The 15279-nt window shown below is 69.6% G+C and carries 16 protein-coding genes, 2 tRNA genes and 1 other RNA gene; 9 read left to right on the plus strand and 10 right to left on the minus strand.

Annotated features, from left to right (window positions below):
• Positions 1 to 43: 43 nt before the first annotated feature.
• The 4 genes from E1267_RS47105 to upp all read right to left on the minus strand — a co-directional run bounded on the left by E1267_RS47105 (position 44) and on the right by upp (position 3306).
• Positions 44 to 1387 (minus strand): helix-turn-helix domain-containing protein, encoded by a 1344-nt coding sequence (locus E1267_RS47105; RefSeq protein ID WP_132329653.1) that lies wholly within the window; start codon positions 1385 to 1387, stop codon positions 44 to 46.
• Between the two features lie 96 nt (positions 1388 to 1483).
• Positions 1484 to 2017, minus strand: coding sequence for a PH domain-containing protein (locus E1267_RS03310; protein ID WP_132329612.1), 534 nt, complete (start codon positions 2015 to 2017; stop codon positions 1484 to 1486).
• A 251-nt stretch (positions 2018 to 2268) separates the two neighbouring features.
• Entirely contained in the window at positions 2269 to 2493 is a 225-nt protein-coding gene (locus E1267_RS03315; RefSeq protein ID WP_132329614.1) for a hypothetical protein, read from the minus strand.
• 174 nt (positions 2494 to 2667) lie between these two features.
• Positions 2668 to 3306, minus strand: a complete 639-nt coding sequence (gene upp / locus E1267_RS03320; protein WP_132329616.1) for a uracil phosphoribosyltransferase — start codon at positions 3304 to 3306, stop codon at positions 2668 to 2670.
• Between the two features lie 166 nt (positions 3307 to 3472).
• Between upp and E1267_RS03325 the strand changes: the two genes are divergently transcribed.
• The 4 genes from E1267_RS03325 to E1267_RS03340 all read left to right on the plus strand — a co-directional run bounded on the left by E1267_RS03325 (position 3473) and on the right by E1267_RS03340 (position 5034).
• A complete protein-coding gene (locus tag E1267_RS03325; protein ID WP_425465064.1) occupies positions 3473 to 3988 on the plus strand; it encodes a tRNA adenosine deaminase-associated protein in 516 nt (171 codons plus the stop codon).
• Between the two features lie 17 nt (positions 3989 to 4005).
• Positions 4006 to 4482, plus strand: coding sequence for a tRNA adenosine deaminase-associated protein (locus tag E1267_RS03330; protein ID WP_132329620.1), 477 nt, complete (start codon positions 4006 to 4008; stop codon positions 4480 to 4482).
• Complete coding sequence (tadA, locus tag E1267_RS03335) at positions 4479 to 4934, plus strand: tRNA adenosine(34) deaminase TadA (RefSeq protein WP_220449320.1); 456 nt, start codon at positions 4479 to 4481, stop codon at positions 4932 to 4934. Before E1267_RS03330 ends, tadA begins: the two co-directional genes overlap by 4 nt.
• Positions 4935 to 4944: 10 nt before the next feature.
• Positions 4945 to 5034 (plus strand) — tRNA-Ser (locus E1267_RS03340).
• Positions 5035 to 5090: 56 nt separating this feature from the next.
• Here the strand turns inward: E1267_RS03340 and E1267_RS03345 are convergent.
• Together E1267_RS03345 and ypfJ are read right to left on the minus strand one after the other, a co-directional pair.
• Positions 5091 to 5387 (minus strand): type II toxin-antitoxin system VapB family antitoxin, encoded by a 297-nt coding sequence (locus tag E1267_RS03345; RefSeq protein ID WP_132329621.1) that lies wholly within the window; start codon positions 5385 to 5387, stop codon positions 5091 to 5093.
• Positions 5388 to 5523: 136 nt separating this feature from the next.
• Entirely contained in the window at positions 5524 to 6468 is a 945-nt protein-coding gene (gene ypfJ / locus E1267_RS03350) for a KPN_02809 family neutral zinc metallopeptidase (protein ID WP_132329623.1), read from the minus strand.
• A gap of 118 nt (positions 6469 to 6586) precedes the next feature.
• Between ypfJ and E1267_RS03355 the strand changes: the two genes are divergently transcribed.
• Both E1267_RS03355 and E1267_RS03360 read left to right on the plus strand, forming a co-directional pair.
• Positions 6587 to 7228, plus strand: a complete 642-nt coding sequence (locus E1267_RS03355; RefSeq protein ID WP_132329625.1) for a LysE family translocator — start codon at positions 6587 to 6589, stop codon at positions 7226 to 7228.
• A gap of 56 nt (positions 7229 to 7284) precedes the next feature.
• Positions 7285 to 8199: a phosphotransferase family protein gene (locus E1267_RS03360; protein WP_132329627.1), complete on the plus strand. Its 915-nt coding sequence runs from the start codon at positions 7285 to 7287 to the stop codon at positions 8197 to 8199.
• Here the strand turns inward: E1267_RS03360 and E1267_RS03365 are convergent.
• Complete coding sequence (locus tag E1267_RS03365; RefSeq protein WP_132329629.1) at positions 8109 to 8669, minus strand: DUF4405 domain-containing protein; 561 nt, start codon at positions 8667 to 8669, stop codon at positions 8109 to 8111. The two genes, E1267_RS03360 and E1267_RS03365, sit on opposite strands and share 91 nt — an antisense overlap.
• A 186-nt stretch (positions 8670 to 8855) precedes the next feature.
• Complete coding sequence (locus tag E1267_RS03370) at positions 8856 to 9371, minus strand: GNAT family N-acetyltransferase (RefSeq protein WP_220449321.1); 516 nt, start codon at positions 9369 to 9371, stop codon at positions 8856 to 8858.
• A 238-nt stretch (positions 9372 to 9609) separates the two neighbouring features.
• Between E1267_RS03370 and E1267_RS03375 the strand changes: the two genes are divergently transcribed.
• The gene (locus tag E1267_RS03375; protein WP_165959434.1) at positions 9610 to 12423 is read left to right on the plus strand and encodes an AfsR/SARP family transcriptional regulator; all 2814 of its coding nucleotides are present in this window, start codon (positions 9610 to 9612) and stop codon (positions 12421 to 12423) included.
• A 64-nt stretch (positions 12424 to 12487) separates the two neighbouring features.
• On the opposite strand, the gene E1267_RS03380 is transcribed toward E1267_RS03375, so the two are convergent.
• Positions 12488 to 12676 carry a hypothetical protein gene (locus tag E1267_RS03380; RefSeq protein ID WP_132329633.1) on the minus strand — a complete coding sequence of 63 codons (189 nt, stop codon included), beginning with the start codon at positions 12674 to 12676 and terminating at the stop codon, positions 12488 to 12490.
• A gap of 224 nt (positions 12677 to 12900) precedes the next feature.
• Positions 12901 to 12988 (minus strand) — tRNA-Ser (locus tag E1267_RS03385).
• Between the two features lie 97 nt (positions 12989 to 13085).
• Between E1267_RS03385 and ffs the strand changes: the two genes are divergently transcribed.
• Positions 13086 to 13181: signal recognition particle sRNA small type (ffs, locus tag E1267_RS03390), an RNA gene on the plus strand.
• Positions 13182 to 13212: 31 nt separating this feature from the next.
• On the plus strand, positions 13213 to 15279 hold a 2067-nt coding region (locus E1267_RS03395; protein WP_132329635.1), incomplete at its 3' end, for a DNA polymerase III subunit gamma and tau.

The following is a 15279-nucleotide window of genomic DNA, read 5'->3' on the forward strand; positions in this document are numbered from 1 at the left end:
ATTATTCCAGACTCGAAAAGCCAAATCTGGAGCTCCCGGAGGTTCAGCGAGAAACGCTGGTGTCGACCGTCACCCCCGCCATGGCGGAGCGTACCCCGGCCGACTCGAGAGCCTTGTGGTAGGCCGCCGTCTGCCGCGTCACGGACCCTAGTCTGCCGTAGAGGTCGCCCAGCTCGCGCCAGCAGCGCGCGGCCGACCGGTCGGAGCCGAACACCGGCCGGTCGAGCCCGGCCAGCAGCTCCTGCGCGCTGCGCACGTGGGCCGCGGCGTCGCCGCCGAGCTCGAGCGCGACGGCGGCGAGGACGAGGTGCGCCTCGGCGGTAGTCGTGCCGAAACGGTCGTGGGAGAGCCCCAGGGCCGTCGTGGCGAGCTCTCCGGCCCGCGCCGGGTCGCCGGCCCGCACCCGCACCCGCGCGTGCACGATGAGGCTCTCGCCGTGCTCACGGATGGTGGCGGGGAAGACGGCGAACGCCTCGGAGGCGGCACTGACGAGCCGCTCGGCCTCGGAGATGCCGGCCGTGGGCAGCCGCGACCAGTGCATGGCGGCCCGTGCGAGCTGCAGCGCCAGACGGGCCTCACGCCCTGCCATGATCGCGTCGTCGGCGAGGCGTACGGCCAGCGCGGAGTCCTCGCCCGCGGCGGCGGCCGAGCTGGCCTCCCACAGGGACCGGATCTCCCCGGAACGGTCCACAACCCGAGGGACGCCGGTCAGGTCGAGCACGTCCTTCACGTAGTCGAGCTCGGGGAAGTGGCTCTCGCGCTCGCTGCGTGCCTCCACCAGCGCGGTGGCCAGGTCGATGGCGACCTCACCCTGCGTGATGGACAGCCGCCTGGCCTGCCGCAGCGCGGAGACGGCCAGGTCGTGGGCGCGCAGCCGGTCGCCGGCCCGCTGGTAGCAGCGGCTCAGCGAGATGGCGAGCGGCAGGTCGGCCAGCCGCTCGGGATGGGCCGACGCCTCCCTGCGCAGGCGCTCGAAGGCCTCGACGGCCTGGCCGAGCCGGCCCTGTGCCTCAAGAGCGCGCGCCCTGCCGAAGCGGGCGTGCGCGGTGAGCATGGCGTTTTCCTCGTCGGCCGCCTTCACGATCTCCGTGAAACGATCGGCGGCTGCGGAAGGGTCGCCGTGCTGCAACTCCAGCTCGGCGTGGCGCAGTCCCAGCTCGGTGTCGATCCGCTGACGGGGCTCGATCCCGTGCAGCAGGAACTCGGTCGTGCAGCCGAGTCGCTCGGCGAGCAGCCGGGCCACGACGGGAGTCGGCGTGCGCTTACCCGACTCAATGAGCGAGACATAACTGTCAGACAGGTCGGGCCCGGCCAGCTGGGCCTGGGACATCCGCCTGTTCAGCCGCAGTCCTCGGACGCGGTCACCGATGGTTCCCTGACTCGGCATCTCATCTCTCAAGGCGGGGAAGGGTCAACAACACGCAATGATTGCATGAAGTAGCCGAATCGGGTATCCCCACGTGAAGAATTCCCCGCAGGGAGATTAATCGTCGCCCTCGTCCTTGCCGGGGAAAAGCATCTGGCAGACCTCGAGGTACAAGGTCTCCGGATACGGAATGTACCCGACTGTTGACAGCGCCTGGTCCTGGCCGGCCGACTCGAGGATGAACTCACCGTAACCGAGCATGCGCCCAAGCAGAGATCTTTGGAAGCTCATGTCGGTGACCTTGCCCAACGGCATCATCGCGACCTTGCGGGTGATGAGCCCGGTGGTCAGCAACATTCGCGTGGACGTCACCACAAAGTAATCGACCGACCACTCCGCCACTTTCCATACGAAACGGATCAGCAGCAGGAGCCACAGCCACCAGACGACGACCAGCGCCGTGCCACCCGCTCCGGCGCCGCCGAAGAAGCTGCTGAGCAGTCCCGCGACGATCAGGCCGCCGAAGACCTCGGCGACCGGACGGAGCAGGATGGCAGGGTGCCGCCGCACCATGAGGACCTGTTGTTCGTGGGGGAGGAGGTAGCGGTTGACCGACGACGGAGCGGAGTCCCCGTGGGTCACAAGTCTCATGCGAGGCTGTTCACGAATTGAGCCAGCGAGTCGGCTGCGTTGAACACCGTGTCGAACGCTCCTCTCACCGCGTCCGCGGCGTCAGCTGGTCGCGCGAACAGGTAGTACGCGACAAATGCGATACCACCGTATGTGAGGACTTTTTTGACCTGCACTGTCGCCTCCGTGCCACTTACCCACTCCACCCACCGTCTACATTACCCACCCGGGTGCCGGGGTAAAGGTAACTTGGTGGGTATGTTCTGATCTTGCTAGCCACGTTCGCTGGCCACCAGGGCCAACACGTGAAGGTGCTTACGCGCGATGCGCTCCACCAGCCCTGGATGTGCGTAGCCGGTGACCTCCAGCGCGCCGTAGTGCGCGGCTTCGACGCAGCGCGTTACGGTGGTCGAGGAGTGGACGCCGGCGAACTCGTCGCGCAGCAGCGCCTCCACCTCCGCGTACGGAGTCGGATCGGCCTTGGTGTGATCGTTCACGAGAACACCTCGGCACCGGGCATGTCGCTCATCGTGCTCCCCCACGCGCAATGCGGAAGTTGCCTTCCTGTCTCTTCGTACCCACTCAACCACAGTATGTAACGAAGTGACGACTCCGCGTGACGGAAAAAGGACTTTTCACGCCAGGGCTTCAGATTGCGCCGCTTCAGGGGGTCAGACCACGCCGTAGAGCCGGTCGCCCGCGTCGCCGAGCCCCGGCACGATGTAGCCGCTGTCGTTGAGCCGCTCGTCGAGCGCGGCCGTCACCACGCGGATCGGCTTGCCGGAGTTGGCGAACACCTTGTCCATGTGGGCCAGGCCTTCGGGCGCGGCCAGCAGGCAGATGGCCGTGACGTCGACCGCCCCCCGCTCGAACAGGAACTGCACGGCCGCCGCCAGCGTGCCGCCGGTGGCGAGCATGGGGTCGACCACGAAGCACTGCCGCCCGGAGAGGTCGTCGGGCAGGCGCGTGGCGTAGGTCTCCGCCTGCAGCGTCGACTCGTTGCGGATCATGCCGAGAAACCCGACCTCGGCCGTGGGCAGCAGCCTCGTCATGCCGTCGAGCATGCCGAGCCCCGCGCGCAGGATGGGCACGACCAGCGGGTGCGGCTTGGCCAGCCGGACACCGTGGGCAGGGGCGACGGGCGTCTCGACGGTGACGTCGGTGACGCGCACGTCGCGGGTGGCCTCGTACGCGAGCAGCGTCACCAGCTCGTCGGCGAGCCTGCGGAACGTCGGCGAGTCGGTGCGGACATCACGCAGCGCGGTCAGTTTGTGTGCCACGAGCGGATGGTCGACGACGAGGGTTTCCATAGGGTGCCACGCTATCTCGTGACGGCGGAGGACGCAGACCGTGCTGCTCACGGCCGCTCACCTCATCGGTTTTGATCACAATTTGGTCGGAGAGGCACACGACCAGTGGCCGACTCTGGAACGATTAGGTGTTGGTGATATCTGTCGTGTCAGAGGTCGGGTGGAGATGGCGATGACAGACGAAGACGCTCTCGACTTCGCCATCGTGGTTTATCGCGAGGACGATCGCTGGGAGGCGGGGCTGCTGCCGAGCACGCTCACGTCCGATCTCAAGGGGCTGATCCACGCCCTCAGGCAGCAGCCGAGCGAGAGCAGCACGATCGGTCTTGTCGCGGTCGGCGACGAGTTCTTCGTGGCGCTGCGGGTCCTCGGCGAGCGGGTCGACGTGTTCCTTTCCGACATCGCCGCCTCATGGGACTTCCCGCTCGCGGAGCAGGTGCTCGACTACCTCGACGTGCCCGTCCCCGACGAGGAGGAGCTCGACGAGATCCTCCAGGACGAGGAGACCGTGCTTCCCGCCGGAGATCTGTCGATCTTCGCCGATCTCGGGTTGGACGAGATGGAGCTGGGCATCCTCTCCGGCGACATTGACCTGCTGCCCGAAGACGTGTTGTCCAGCATCGCCGCCCGGCTCGGCTTCTCCGAGCCGTTCGAGCGTGCCATCGAATCGGTCTTCGGCTGACCCCCTGGAGCGCGGACATGGCGTCCAACACCTTCTCTGCGGCTTTTGTCAGGACCTCCGATGGTTGGAGCGGCGCCGAGGTCGATCTGGACGACGCCGAGATCGTCGACGACTTCGGTGACACCGTGATGGAGACGCTGGGGCTCACGGGCGACGAGCTGGCCCTGCTCTGCGTTGAGGTCGAGGACGAATGGTTCGCCCTCGTCCGCTACCGCGGCGACGACGAGCCGCGCGTCTTCCTCTCCGATGTGCACGCGGTCGCCTCCGACAGCCTGGGCGAGCTGTTCGCCGAGTTCGCCGGAGTGGTCCCCGACAAGGAGGGCAACGGCCTCGGCGTGCGCCCCGCCGGCGACTTCGAGCTGCTCAGCGACCTCGGCGTGAGCTCGGAAGAACTGCTGGAGCTGAGCATGGAAGAGGGCATGCTGCCCGCCGACATCCTGTCGGTGATCGCCGAGCGGCTGTCGTTCACCGACGAACTCGACCGGCTGCGGTGACCCACGAGGAAGCCATGCGCCTCGCCCTGGCCGAAGCCGCCGCGGCGGCCGACAGGGGAGAGATCCCCGTGGGGGCCGTCGTGCTGGACCGGCTCGGCGAGGTCCTGGCCGCGGCGGGCAACGACCGCGAGTCCTCCGCCGACCCGACCGCCCACGCCGAGGTGCTCGCGCTCCGGCGGGCCGCCGCCCGCCGCCGGCAGTGGCGGCTGACCGGCTGCACGCTCGTGGTGACCCTGGAACCCTGCACGATGTGCGCGGGCGCCGCGGTGCTGGCGCGGGTCGACAGGATCGTGTACGGCGCCGTCGACGAGAAGGGCGGCGCCGTGGGCTCGCTCTGGGACGTCGTACGCGATCGCCGGCTCAACCACCGGCCCGAGGTCGTCATGGGGGTTCTGGCCGCCGAGTGCTCGGCCGTACTAAAGCGGTTCTTCGCTACCCGCAGGATCCGGTAAGCTCGTTCGCGGTGGTGTCGCCTAGTGGCCGAGGGCGCACGCCTCGAAAGCGTGTGATGGGGCAACTCATCCGTGGGTTCAAATCCCACCACCACCGCCATCCGCCCAAGGGCCTCCGGACTTTCCGGGGGCCCTTTCGCGTGTCCGCCCCACCCCTCAGTCGGGGATCTCCAGGACCCTGGCGTGCAGGATCGATCGCTGGTGGAGGGCGGCGCGCAACGCGCGGTGCAGGCCGTCCTCAAGATAGAGCTCGCCCTGCCACTGCACCACGTGCGGGAAGAGGTCACCGTAGAACGTGGAGTCGGCGGCGAGGAGTGAGTGCAGGTCCAGCATGGCCTTCGTGGTGATCAACGAGTCGAGCCGGACCTGCCGTGGCGGGATCTGCGCCCACTCCCGGGGCGTCAGACCGTGTTCTGGATAAGGGCGTCCGTCGCCGACAAGCTTGAAGATCACCCCCCTGATTTTAGGAGAGAATCCGATTCCTTGCGTTATCCGGGCTGCGTCGGCCCAGTTCCGCCCGCGCGTACGGGTTTTCACAGCCCTGCTGGAAAAGGGGTTTCGCCGGGTCTCGTGATCGATTTTTCAGGTCTCAGATGGCGCCGGAGAAGGTGTCGCACCGCTGGGGTTCACCGCTCTCATATCCTCTGCTGAACCATTTCGCGCGCTGCCGCGAGGTGCCGTGCGTGAAGGCGTCGGGGTTCACCCGGCCCTGCGAGCGCCGCTGGATGCTGTCGTCGCCCACCGCCGCGGCCGCGCTGAGCGCCTGGTGGATGTCGGCCTCGGAGAACGGCTCGTCGTAGAAGCCGGTTCTGACCGCGTTGCGCGCCCAGACGCCCGCGTAGCAGTCGGCCTGCAGCTCCAGACGTACGGAGGCGCTGCCCGCGCCCGGCAGGCCCGCGCCGCCGAGGCGTTCCATGGTGCCGAGCAGGTTCTGTACGTGGTGGCCGTACTCGTGGGCGACGACGTATGCCTGGGCGAAAGGTCCGCCTTCGGCGCCGAAGTTCCGCTGGAGGGTGTCGAAGAAGGTCAGGTCGAGGTAGACCTTGCGGTCGGGCGGGCAGTAGAAGGGCCCGACGGCGGAGTCGGCCGCGCCGCAGCCGGTGCTGACCGTCCGGGAGAACAGCACGGTCCTGGCCGGCCGGTACGCCCCCTGCCCCTGCCGCCCGAACTCCGCCCGCCAGTACGACTGGATGCTGTTGACCGTGCCGACGATGCGGCAGTCCTCGGACTGGTCGGCGTCGGCGCCGGTACGGCAGCGTTCGGTCAGGTTGCCGTCCGGTGAGCGGGCCGGAGGGGCGCTCGGCGCCTGCCCTTCGCCCTGACGCTCGCTCTCGTCACCGCTGAACGGCGAGGGGACGACGCCGAACAGCAGCAGCCCCGCCACCGCCACCGCCAGCGTCAGGCAGCCGCCGCGCCGGCCGCCGACGGGCACCATGCAGCCGCCCGGCCTGCCGCCACCGCCGCGTCGCGGGCGCGGAGCCCGTACGTCCTCGACTTGGGACGGGTCGAGAGGCCTGTCGTCATCGAATTGCATGCCACCTCCTTGCAAATGTCATCCCCCGTAGTTTCATGAATACGCAGGGTGGCATGGTGGGGCGTTTTTTCCGGATATGGGGGATATAGCGAGGATATAGCGGGGATAAGCTGCCGACATGACGGTGGAATTGATCGGTATTGCGCTGGTTTCGCTGGGCATGGTTCTCACACCAGGCCCCAACATGGTTTATCTGGTCTCACGGTCGATCACGCAGGGCCGCGGGGCCGGGCTGATCTCCCTCACCGGGGTCGTGCTCGGCTTCACCGTCTATCTGACGGCGACCTGCCTGGGACTGACGGCCGTCTTCGCGTACGTGCCGGCCGCGTACACCGCGCTCAAGCTGGCCGGCGCCGCCTACCTGCTCTGGCTGGCATGGAACGCGGTCAGGCCCGGCGGCACGTCGGCCTTCCAGGCGCGCGACCTCCCGGTGGAGCGGCCGGCCAGGCTGTTCGGCATGGGGCTGCTGACGTGCCTGCTGAACCCCAAGATCGCCATTCTGTACCTGTCGTTGCTCCCGCAGTTCATCGACCCGTCGATGGGTCACGTGCTGCTGCAGAGCCTCGCGCTCGGCTCGGTGCAGATCGTGGTCGCCACCACGGTCAACGGCCTGATCGCGATCTCGGCGGGGGCGCTGGCGGCGTTCCTGGCCGGCCGCCCCGCCTGGCTGCGCGTGCAGCGTTACATCATGGGCAGCCTGCTCGGGGGCTTCGCCGTCCTCATGGCCACCGACCGCTCCAAGGCCCTCGCGCCCGCCTGAGACGCCCCGGAAAAGGGAAGGACCGCGCATGCCGCGCTCTGCCAGCATGCTGCTCCATGGAGGAGTACGAGCCGACCCAGGACACCCTGGCCGCCATCGCCGCCCGGCACGGGCACACCGCCGAGTCAGTACGCCCGGCGTTGTCCGGTGTCGCCAACCGGGCCTACCTGATAGGCGACGGCCTCGTGCTGCGGATCCCGCGTACGCCGCGGTTCCTCGCCGACCTCGTGAAGGAGGCGTCGGTCATCCCCGCCGCCCGGCGGCTCGGCGTACGGACGCCTGAGGTCGTGACATTTGACGACACCTGCGCCGAGGTCGACGTGCCGTACATGGTGCTCGACCGGGTGCGGGGAGCCGATCTGGCCAGGCTCGACCTGCCCGCCCACCAGGCGGAGCGAGTCCACCGGCAGGTGGGCCGCGAACTGGCCAGGCTGCACCGGCTGCCCCCGACGCCGGAGGACGGCCTGTCCGCCGTCCCGCGGGACGAACCTCCCGGCGATCCGCGAGTGCTGCTGGACCGGCTCCTCGCCGACGGCTGGATCGACGCCGAGGCCGCCCGCTGGCTCACCGGATGGTTCGACGTGCTCAGCCCGTACGTGCCGGCCGAGCCGCCCATGGTCCTGGTGCACGGCGACGTCGCCCCGCAGAATCTGCTCGCCTCGGAAGCCGCTCTGACCGGCATCGTGGACTGGGGCGACGCGCACTGGGCCGACCCGGCGGTCGAGTTCGCCAAGATGCCGCTGAGCGCCGTCTCCGCCATGCTCGGCGGGTACTCCGAGGAAGACGGTTCCGGCGGCTGCTGGGAGGCGCGTGTGTTGCAGGTCCACCTCGCCTGGGCGCTCGGGCGCCTGGCCGATCCCGTACCGAGGCCGGGGGAGCGTCACTGGACCGCGCCCCCGGCCGGCCGCCTGCTGGGCCTGCTGCGTTTCTTCACGGCGAACCCGCCGTCGCCCTGGGCCGAGCTGGTCTGACCGCGGCCGGGTAAGCGGCCCGGCCGGAAGAGGCGGCCGGTCTCACGAATACGGTGGGCCAGTCTGCGCCGGTTGCCCCAGAGGTGCACGCCTGCGGTGATCAGAAAGGCCACGGTCGCCGTACTGTGCCACGGTTTGGCGGCCGGTACGCCGCTCCACTGCACCAGCCCGGTGACGATCAGCGCGAGGCCGGCGATCAGCAGGAAGCCGTCCCGGACACCCACGCGCCGCACCGCCTTGTGCAGCCCACGCCGTGACAGCAGCCGGCGGACCGTACGACTGATCCAGGCGCGCTGGTCGAACAGGTGCAGGGCGACGGCCGAGACGAGCACCAGCCCGACCAGGCTGTGCACGCTCAGGCCGCCCGGCAGGACGTCGATCAGGAACAGGTCGGCGAGCACCAGCACCAGCATGGCGGGATATATCCAGGACAGCCTGGCCTTTGCCTGCTTTGGGCTGTTTCCTACCATCGACACACCCTATGGGTGTCACGCTCCCTGCCACCTGCGTGACCTTCGTGTCGGTGATCTGCGACTTGACCGCGATGCCCAGGCCGAGGTTGCCCGACAGCGAGCCACGGCAGTCGACGCGGCCGTCGGGGCGCGCGCCGTCGGCCCTGGCCGAAGGACCCGCGCGGGACTGAGCATGGTGTCGTTTCAGCGGCCGGGCACGGCCCGCTCCAACTCGACCAGCACCAGCGGTGCGCCCTCGCCGAAGTCGTGGTCGTGGGTCCTGCCGGTCTCGGCGAAGCCGTTCTTGGCGTAGAAGCGGCGCGCTTGGGCGGAGTCGCGGAGCGTCCACAGGTGCACGTCGGCGTACCCGGCCTCTCCCACCCGCTCCAGGACGGCCTCCAGCAGGGCCGTCGCGATGCCGCTGCCCCAGACGTCCGGGTGGGCGAAGAAGGTATGGATCTCCGCGGAGCCGGGGCGGGAAGTGGAGGCCCCGTACCGGGCGAAGGCCCCCGGCCGTTCGTTCAGGCGGGCCAGCAGGATCGTGTCCGCGTCCTCGGCCAGAATGCCGTGCCACTTGGAGCGACGCTCCTCGACCCCGGCCGCGGCGACCTTCGGCGTGCACAGCGGCCCGTGAGAGACACCCCAGGACAGGGCGTGGATCTCCCCGAGAACATCCCCGTCACCGGGTTGCGCGGAGCGGACTGTGATCACATCAGGCATGACGCCGACCCTACAGAGGGACACGGGGGCACTTGGCCCGGGGACCCGCAGGTCGAACCGGCGGAGCGGGCAGGTCTTGTCTGATCGACCAGTAGTCTGCCCAGGCACTTGTAAGGCATCTGCAACGCGGCACGTCTACGCGGAATCTGTGGATCATGGCGCCATACGTCATCGCCACGAAGGAGCCCGGCCACCTCAGGGTTGCGCCGACTCCGCCAAACGAGGGGAGCATCTCCTGATGGCGCTGGAGATCAGGCTGTTCGGCCCGTTGCGGGTCCTGGCCGCCGGCGAACCCGTACGGCTCGTCGGGCATCGACGAATCGGTGTGCTGGCCAGACTCGCCCTGAGCGCAGGGCAGGCCGTACGCGCCGAGCGGATCGTCACCGACATCTGGGGAGACGACTCCGCGGAGACCGCGGCCAAACAACTTCACATCGTGATCTCGAAACTCCGTGAGACCCTCGGGCCCCACGCCACGGAAAGGATCATCCAGACCGTGCCCGGCGGCTACCGGATCGGTTTGGAACCGGACAACATCGACGCCCACCTGTTCCTACGACTGGCCGAACGCGCCCGTACCAGCCAGGAGCAGGGGGACGGCGCCACGGCGGACGCCCTGTTCCGAGCGGCCCTGCGACTGTGGCGAGGAGAACCCCTGGCCGAAATGACCACCCTCTGGGCCCGCACCGAAGCCGCCCGCCTGGAAGAAGAACGCCTCTCCGTCCTGGAAGCCCACGCCGACCTCCGCCTCGCCGCCGGGGACCACCACGCGGTGGCCGCCGACCTGGCCGGACACGTGCGTGCCCATCCACTACGCGAACGCCCCGCCGCGCAACTCATGCTCGCCCTGCACCGCGCCGGCCGCACCTCCGAAGCACTCGCCGTCTACCAGGACACCCGCCGGGTCATGGTCTCCGAACTCGGCATCGAACCCGGCACCGGACTGCGCCGCCTGCACCAGGCCATCCTGGCCGATGACCCGGCCCTCGACCTGACCGCACCGGCCCAAGAGGTCACGGTCAGCCGGCCGAACGTGCTGTTCGAACTGCCCGCCGACACCCGCGCCTTCACCGCCCGCGCCGCCGAGATCCACTTCCTGCGCACGGCACTCGGCCCTGCCGACGGACTTGTCATCACGGTGATCGACGGGCCCGGCGGCATCGGCAAATCCGCCCTGACCGTCCACGTCGCCCACGCGATGGCCGCCCGGTTCACCGACGGCGTCATCTACCTCAACCTGCACGGGGCCACCCCCGGCGTCGACCCGCTGACCCCGGCCCAAGCCCTGCGCCACCTGCTGGGCTCCCTCGGCCTGGACGGCGCCGCCGTTCCCGCCGACCAGGGGGAGGCCGCCGCCCGCTACCGCTCCCTGACCGCGACCAGCGACCTGCTCGTCATCCTGGACAACGCCCGAGACGTCCGCCAGATCCGCCCGCTCATCCCCGCCGGCCCGGGCTGCCGGGTCCTGATCACCAGCAGGGACCCGCTGGCCGTCCTGGACGACGCCCGCCACCTCCACCTGGGCACCCTGAATGCCGACGACGCCACCGTGCTCCTGTCGCGACTGGCCGGAGCCGACCGGGTACGCGCCGAACCGCAGGCCGCCGAGCGGATCGCCCACCTGTGCGGAGGCGTCCCCCTCGCCCTGCGGATCGTCGGCGCCCGCCTGGTCGCTCGCCCCGACTGGACCCTGTCCGACCTGGAGGTGCAGCTGGCCGACGCCACCCGCCGCTTGGACGTGCTGGAGTACGCCGATCTGGCCGTCCGCGCCAGCGTCGCGGTCGGCCACGACCAACTCCACGAAGAACCCGCCGGCCGTGACGCCGCCCACCTGCTGCCCCTGCTGGGCCTGCTCGACCTGCCCACCCACACCCCCGCCGCAGCCGCCGCCCTGACCGGCTGGCCGCACCACCGCGCGGAAGCCGCACTGGAACGCCTTCAGGACGCCCGCCTTGTCGAACCCGCCGGGCCTGACCACTACCAGTTCCACGACCTGGTCGGCCTCTATGCCCGCGAACGGGCACACCAGGACCTGTCCGAGGAGGAGCGCGCCACCGCCGTACAGCGAGTGCTGCACCACTATCTGTGCACCACCTGGACGGTGTGCACCATGTTGAACAGCGATCCCGTACTGCGATGCCCCGTCGAACTGCCCGAACCCACCTTCAAGAAACTGGCCGAGGCGGAACGGTGGCTGCAGGCCGAGCGGGACAACCTGATCGCCGCCACGCAGCAGGCATTGGCCGGTCCCGACCCGGTGACCGCCGTCGGCCTGGCCATCGCACTCCACTGGCCCTTCAGCTACCAGGGCTGGCACACGCAACTGGCCGACCTCTACGTGCACGCCATCGACGCGGCCGATCGCGCCGCGGCATGGGAGGACAAGGCCCAGCTCCGCAGCTTCCTCGGCTGGGTTCACCGTGATCAGGGCCGCTACGGCGAGGCCATCGCGCAACTGAAGACGGCTCTCACCGACTGGGACCGCGCCGGACTGCCCCGTAGGAAGGTGGGAGCCCTCAGCAACCTCGGCGTCATCCACACGATCGTGGGACGTCTCGACGACGCGCTCGCCTACCTGGAGGCCGCTCTGGCGCTCAACGACGACGCCGAACGCCCCGGCGCCCCGAACGTGCTCCGCAACAACCGGGTGCATGTCTACTTCCGGCAGGGGCGCTTCGACGAGGCGATCGCGGAGGCACGCGAGTTGGTGGAGCTGTGGCCGAAGACGGACCCGTTCGTCGGTGAGGGGTCGGCACACGACTCGCTGGGCGACGTTTACCGCCATGCCGGCCGGCTGACCGAGGCGGTGGAAAGCTACACGACGGCGGCACGGCTGTTCCACGAGTCGAGCTACCGCCTGAAGGAGGCCAGGTCACGCTGGTGGCTCGGCACCATGCTGCACCGCCTCGAACGCCACGGCGACGCACGGGAACAGTGGGGAAACTCCGTCAGCCTCCTGTGCTCCGCCCGCCTGCTCACGCCCCGGGAGGCGACCGAGGTCCTCGCCCAGGCCGTGCCGGAACCACCCCAGCCGATCAAGAATCTGCTCTGACCCGCGCACCCCGGCCCCGGCCCGAAGCGCAGATGGTGGTCAGGCGGGTCCTGCGGGCCTTTGTTCAGGCCAGCCCTCGGAGCGTCTTGGTAGCGGCGATGTCCTTCTGCCGCCGTGCTCGGCCATGGCCGAGGCGGGGGAACCGCTCCTTCATGACGAGCATGCCGGCGACGCTCATGGCCAGCACCGGCGTGCCGTCGAGTGTCACGGGCTCGTCGTCGAAGGAACCTGGCGGAAACCGCCAGTGGGCCATCGCCCCAGGGGCTGACTGAACGATCTGTCCGGCCACCGGTCAAAGTAAGCGGTGCTCAACGGCACGTCGTCCAGTGCTCAGCGTGAACACGTTCTACCCAGAATTGCCCGCTGAGCCGACCGAGCGGCTGACTGTGAAACAAGTTGCAGAGGCCTTCCGAACAGCCAAGCGGGACTGGAAAGCCGGAAGGGGTGCACCGCGATCACGGTGCACCCCTTCCGAGCTGGCGGAGGATGGGGGATTTGAACCCCCGAAAGGTTGCCCTTTACACGCTTTCCAAGCGTGCGCCCTCGGCCACTAGGCGAATCCTCCGCCGACGAGCTTACCCGACTCCGGGACGTACGGAGACCATGTTTTTTCCGGGTCGCCGGGGATGGAGCGAGTACTGCGGCATGAGGCTAGACTGTCTACGGACCCCTCGCGCGGCGTCATCCTGTGAACCTCCCCAGGGCCGGAAGGCAGCAAGGATAAGCGGGCTCTGGCGGGTGTGCGGGGGGTCTCTTCGTTGAGAGCCCCCTCGCAGGCGGGATGGTCGCATGAGCCTTGCGCTTTACCGCAAGTACCGACCCGGGACCTTCGCCGAGGTCAAGGGTCAGGAACACGTCACAGATCCGCTGCGGCAGGCCCTGCGTACGGGCCGGATCAACCACGCCTACCTGTTCAGCGGCCCTCGTGGGTGCGGCAAGACCTCCAGCGCCCGCATCCTGGCGCGCTCTCTCAACTGCGAGCAGGGCCCGACGCCCGAACCCTGCGGCGCCTGCGAGTCGTGTGTCGCGCTCGCCCCCACCGGGCCCGGCCACCTCGACGTCATCGAGATCGACGCCGCCTCGCACGGCGGTGTCGACGACGCGCGCGACCTGCGTGAGCGGGCGTTCTTCGCCCCTGTCTCCGCGCGCTACAAGATCTACATCATCGACGAGGCGCACATGGTGACCCGCGAGGGGTTCAACGCGCTGCTCAAGCTCGTCGAGGAACCGCCGCCGCACCTGAAGTTCATCTTCGCGACGACCGAGCCGGAGAAGGTCATCGGCACGATCAAGTCGCGCACGCACCACTACCCGTTCCGGTTGATGCCGCCCGCGACGTTGCGGGCGCTGCTGGAGGAGATCCTCACCTCGGAGAACGTGCCCTTCGAGGCGACCGCGCTGCCTCTGGTGGTCAGGGCGGGCGCCGGGTCCGCGCGTGACTCCCTGTCGGTCCTCGACCAGCTTCTCGCCGGGGCCGACGACGAGGGCATCACCTACGCCAAGGCCGTCTCCCTGCTCGGCTACACCGACGGCGACCTGCTCGACGAGGTCGTCAACGCGTTCGCGGCCCGAGACGGCGGACAGGTCTTCCACACGGTCAACCGGGTCATCGAGGGCGGCCACGATCCGCGCCGCTTCGCCTCCGACCTGCTCGAACGCTTCCGCGACCTGGTGATTTTGGCCAACGTTCCCGAGGCGGCGTCGAGCGGGTTGCTCGACCGGCCGGCCGACGAGCTGGAGCGTCTCGTCCAGCAGGCCGCCTCGATGGGGCCGGCCGAGCTCACTCGCGCCGCCGAGATCTTCAACGCCGGTCTCACCGAGATGCGCGGCGCCACCTCGCCGCGCCTGCTGCTGGAGTTGATGTGCGCGCGGGTGCTGCTGCCCGGCGCTGCGCAGGGCGAGGAGGCGCTGCTCGCCCGCCTCGAACGCCTCGAACGCGGCGGCGCGGTCGCCCAGATGGCCGCCCGCGCCGCCTCAGGCGCCCCTGCGGGTTCCGGTGCGCCGGCGGGATCCGGGGTGCCTGCTGGTTCCGGCGCATCCGCTGGTTCCGGCCTGTCCGCCGGTGCCGGCACGGCGGGGGGTTCCGGTGTCGCCGGAGGGTCGGGGCAGAGGCGGGTCGCCGCTTCGCCGGCCGGTCAGGGTGACGCGCCGGATGGTTCAGGCGCGGCCCAGCCGGCCGAGTCCGGTGATGACTGGCCCACGCCTGTTCGCCCTGGTACGGGTGGAGGGCAGCAGGCCGAGAGCGAGGCGCCTGCGGCAGGTGGTGTCGCTGACGGTTCCCAGGGTGCTCCCGTCGCTGGGGGACCGGGGGCGATTCAGGCGCAGTGGGCCAACGTACTGGCTGCTCTGAAGCAGCGCAGCATCGTCGTCTGGGCCAACGTGAGCACCAACGCCCAGGTGGTCGGCGTGGAGGGCAACCTCGTGACGCTCGGCTTCACCCAGGTCGGCGCGATGAAGAACTTCACGGGCGGCGGCAAGGACGCCGTCGTGGCCGCCGCGCTCGGTGACGTGCTAGGCGGGACGTGGCGGGTCGAGGCGGTCGTCGGCGGGTCTCCCGTGCCGTCCGCCCCGCGCGGCCCCGCCCGTCCGCAGCAGCCCTCTCATGGCGGGGGCCAGGGGCCGGCCGGGCCGCAGGGAGCGCCTGCCTCGTCCTCGTCCCATGGCACGCCGGGCTCCCAGGGCCGTACGGCGTCACACGGCGCCTCCCACGGCTCGTCCAACGGCGCCTCCCACGACGACCAGGAAGCCGCGGCCAAGGATCCCGGCCAACCTCCGGCCGCACCTCCAGGTCCTCCCACCACCGACGAGTCGTGGCCGGACGCCCCTGACGACCTCGCCCCCGGCGCACCTCCGGCC

This window comes from Nonomuraea longispora, assembly GCF_004348345.1.
GTDB classification, from domain to species: Bacteria; Actinomycetota; Actinomycetes; order Streptosporangiales; family Streptosporangiaceae; genus Nonomuraea; species Nonomuraea longispora.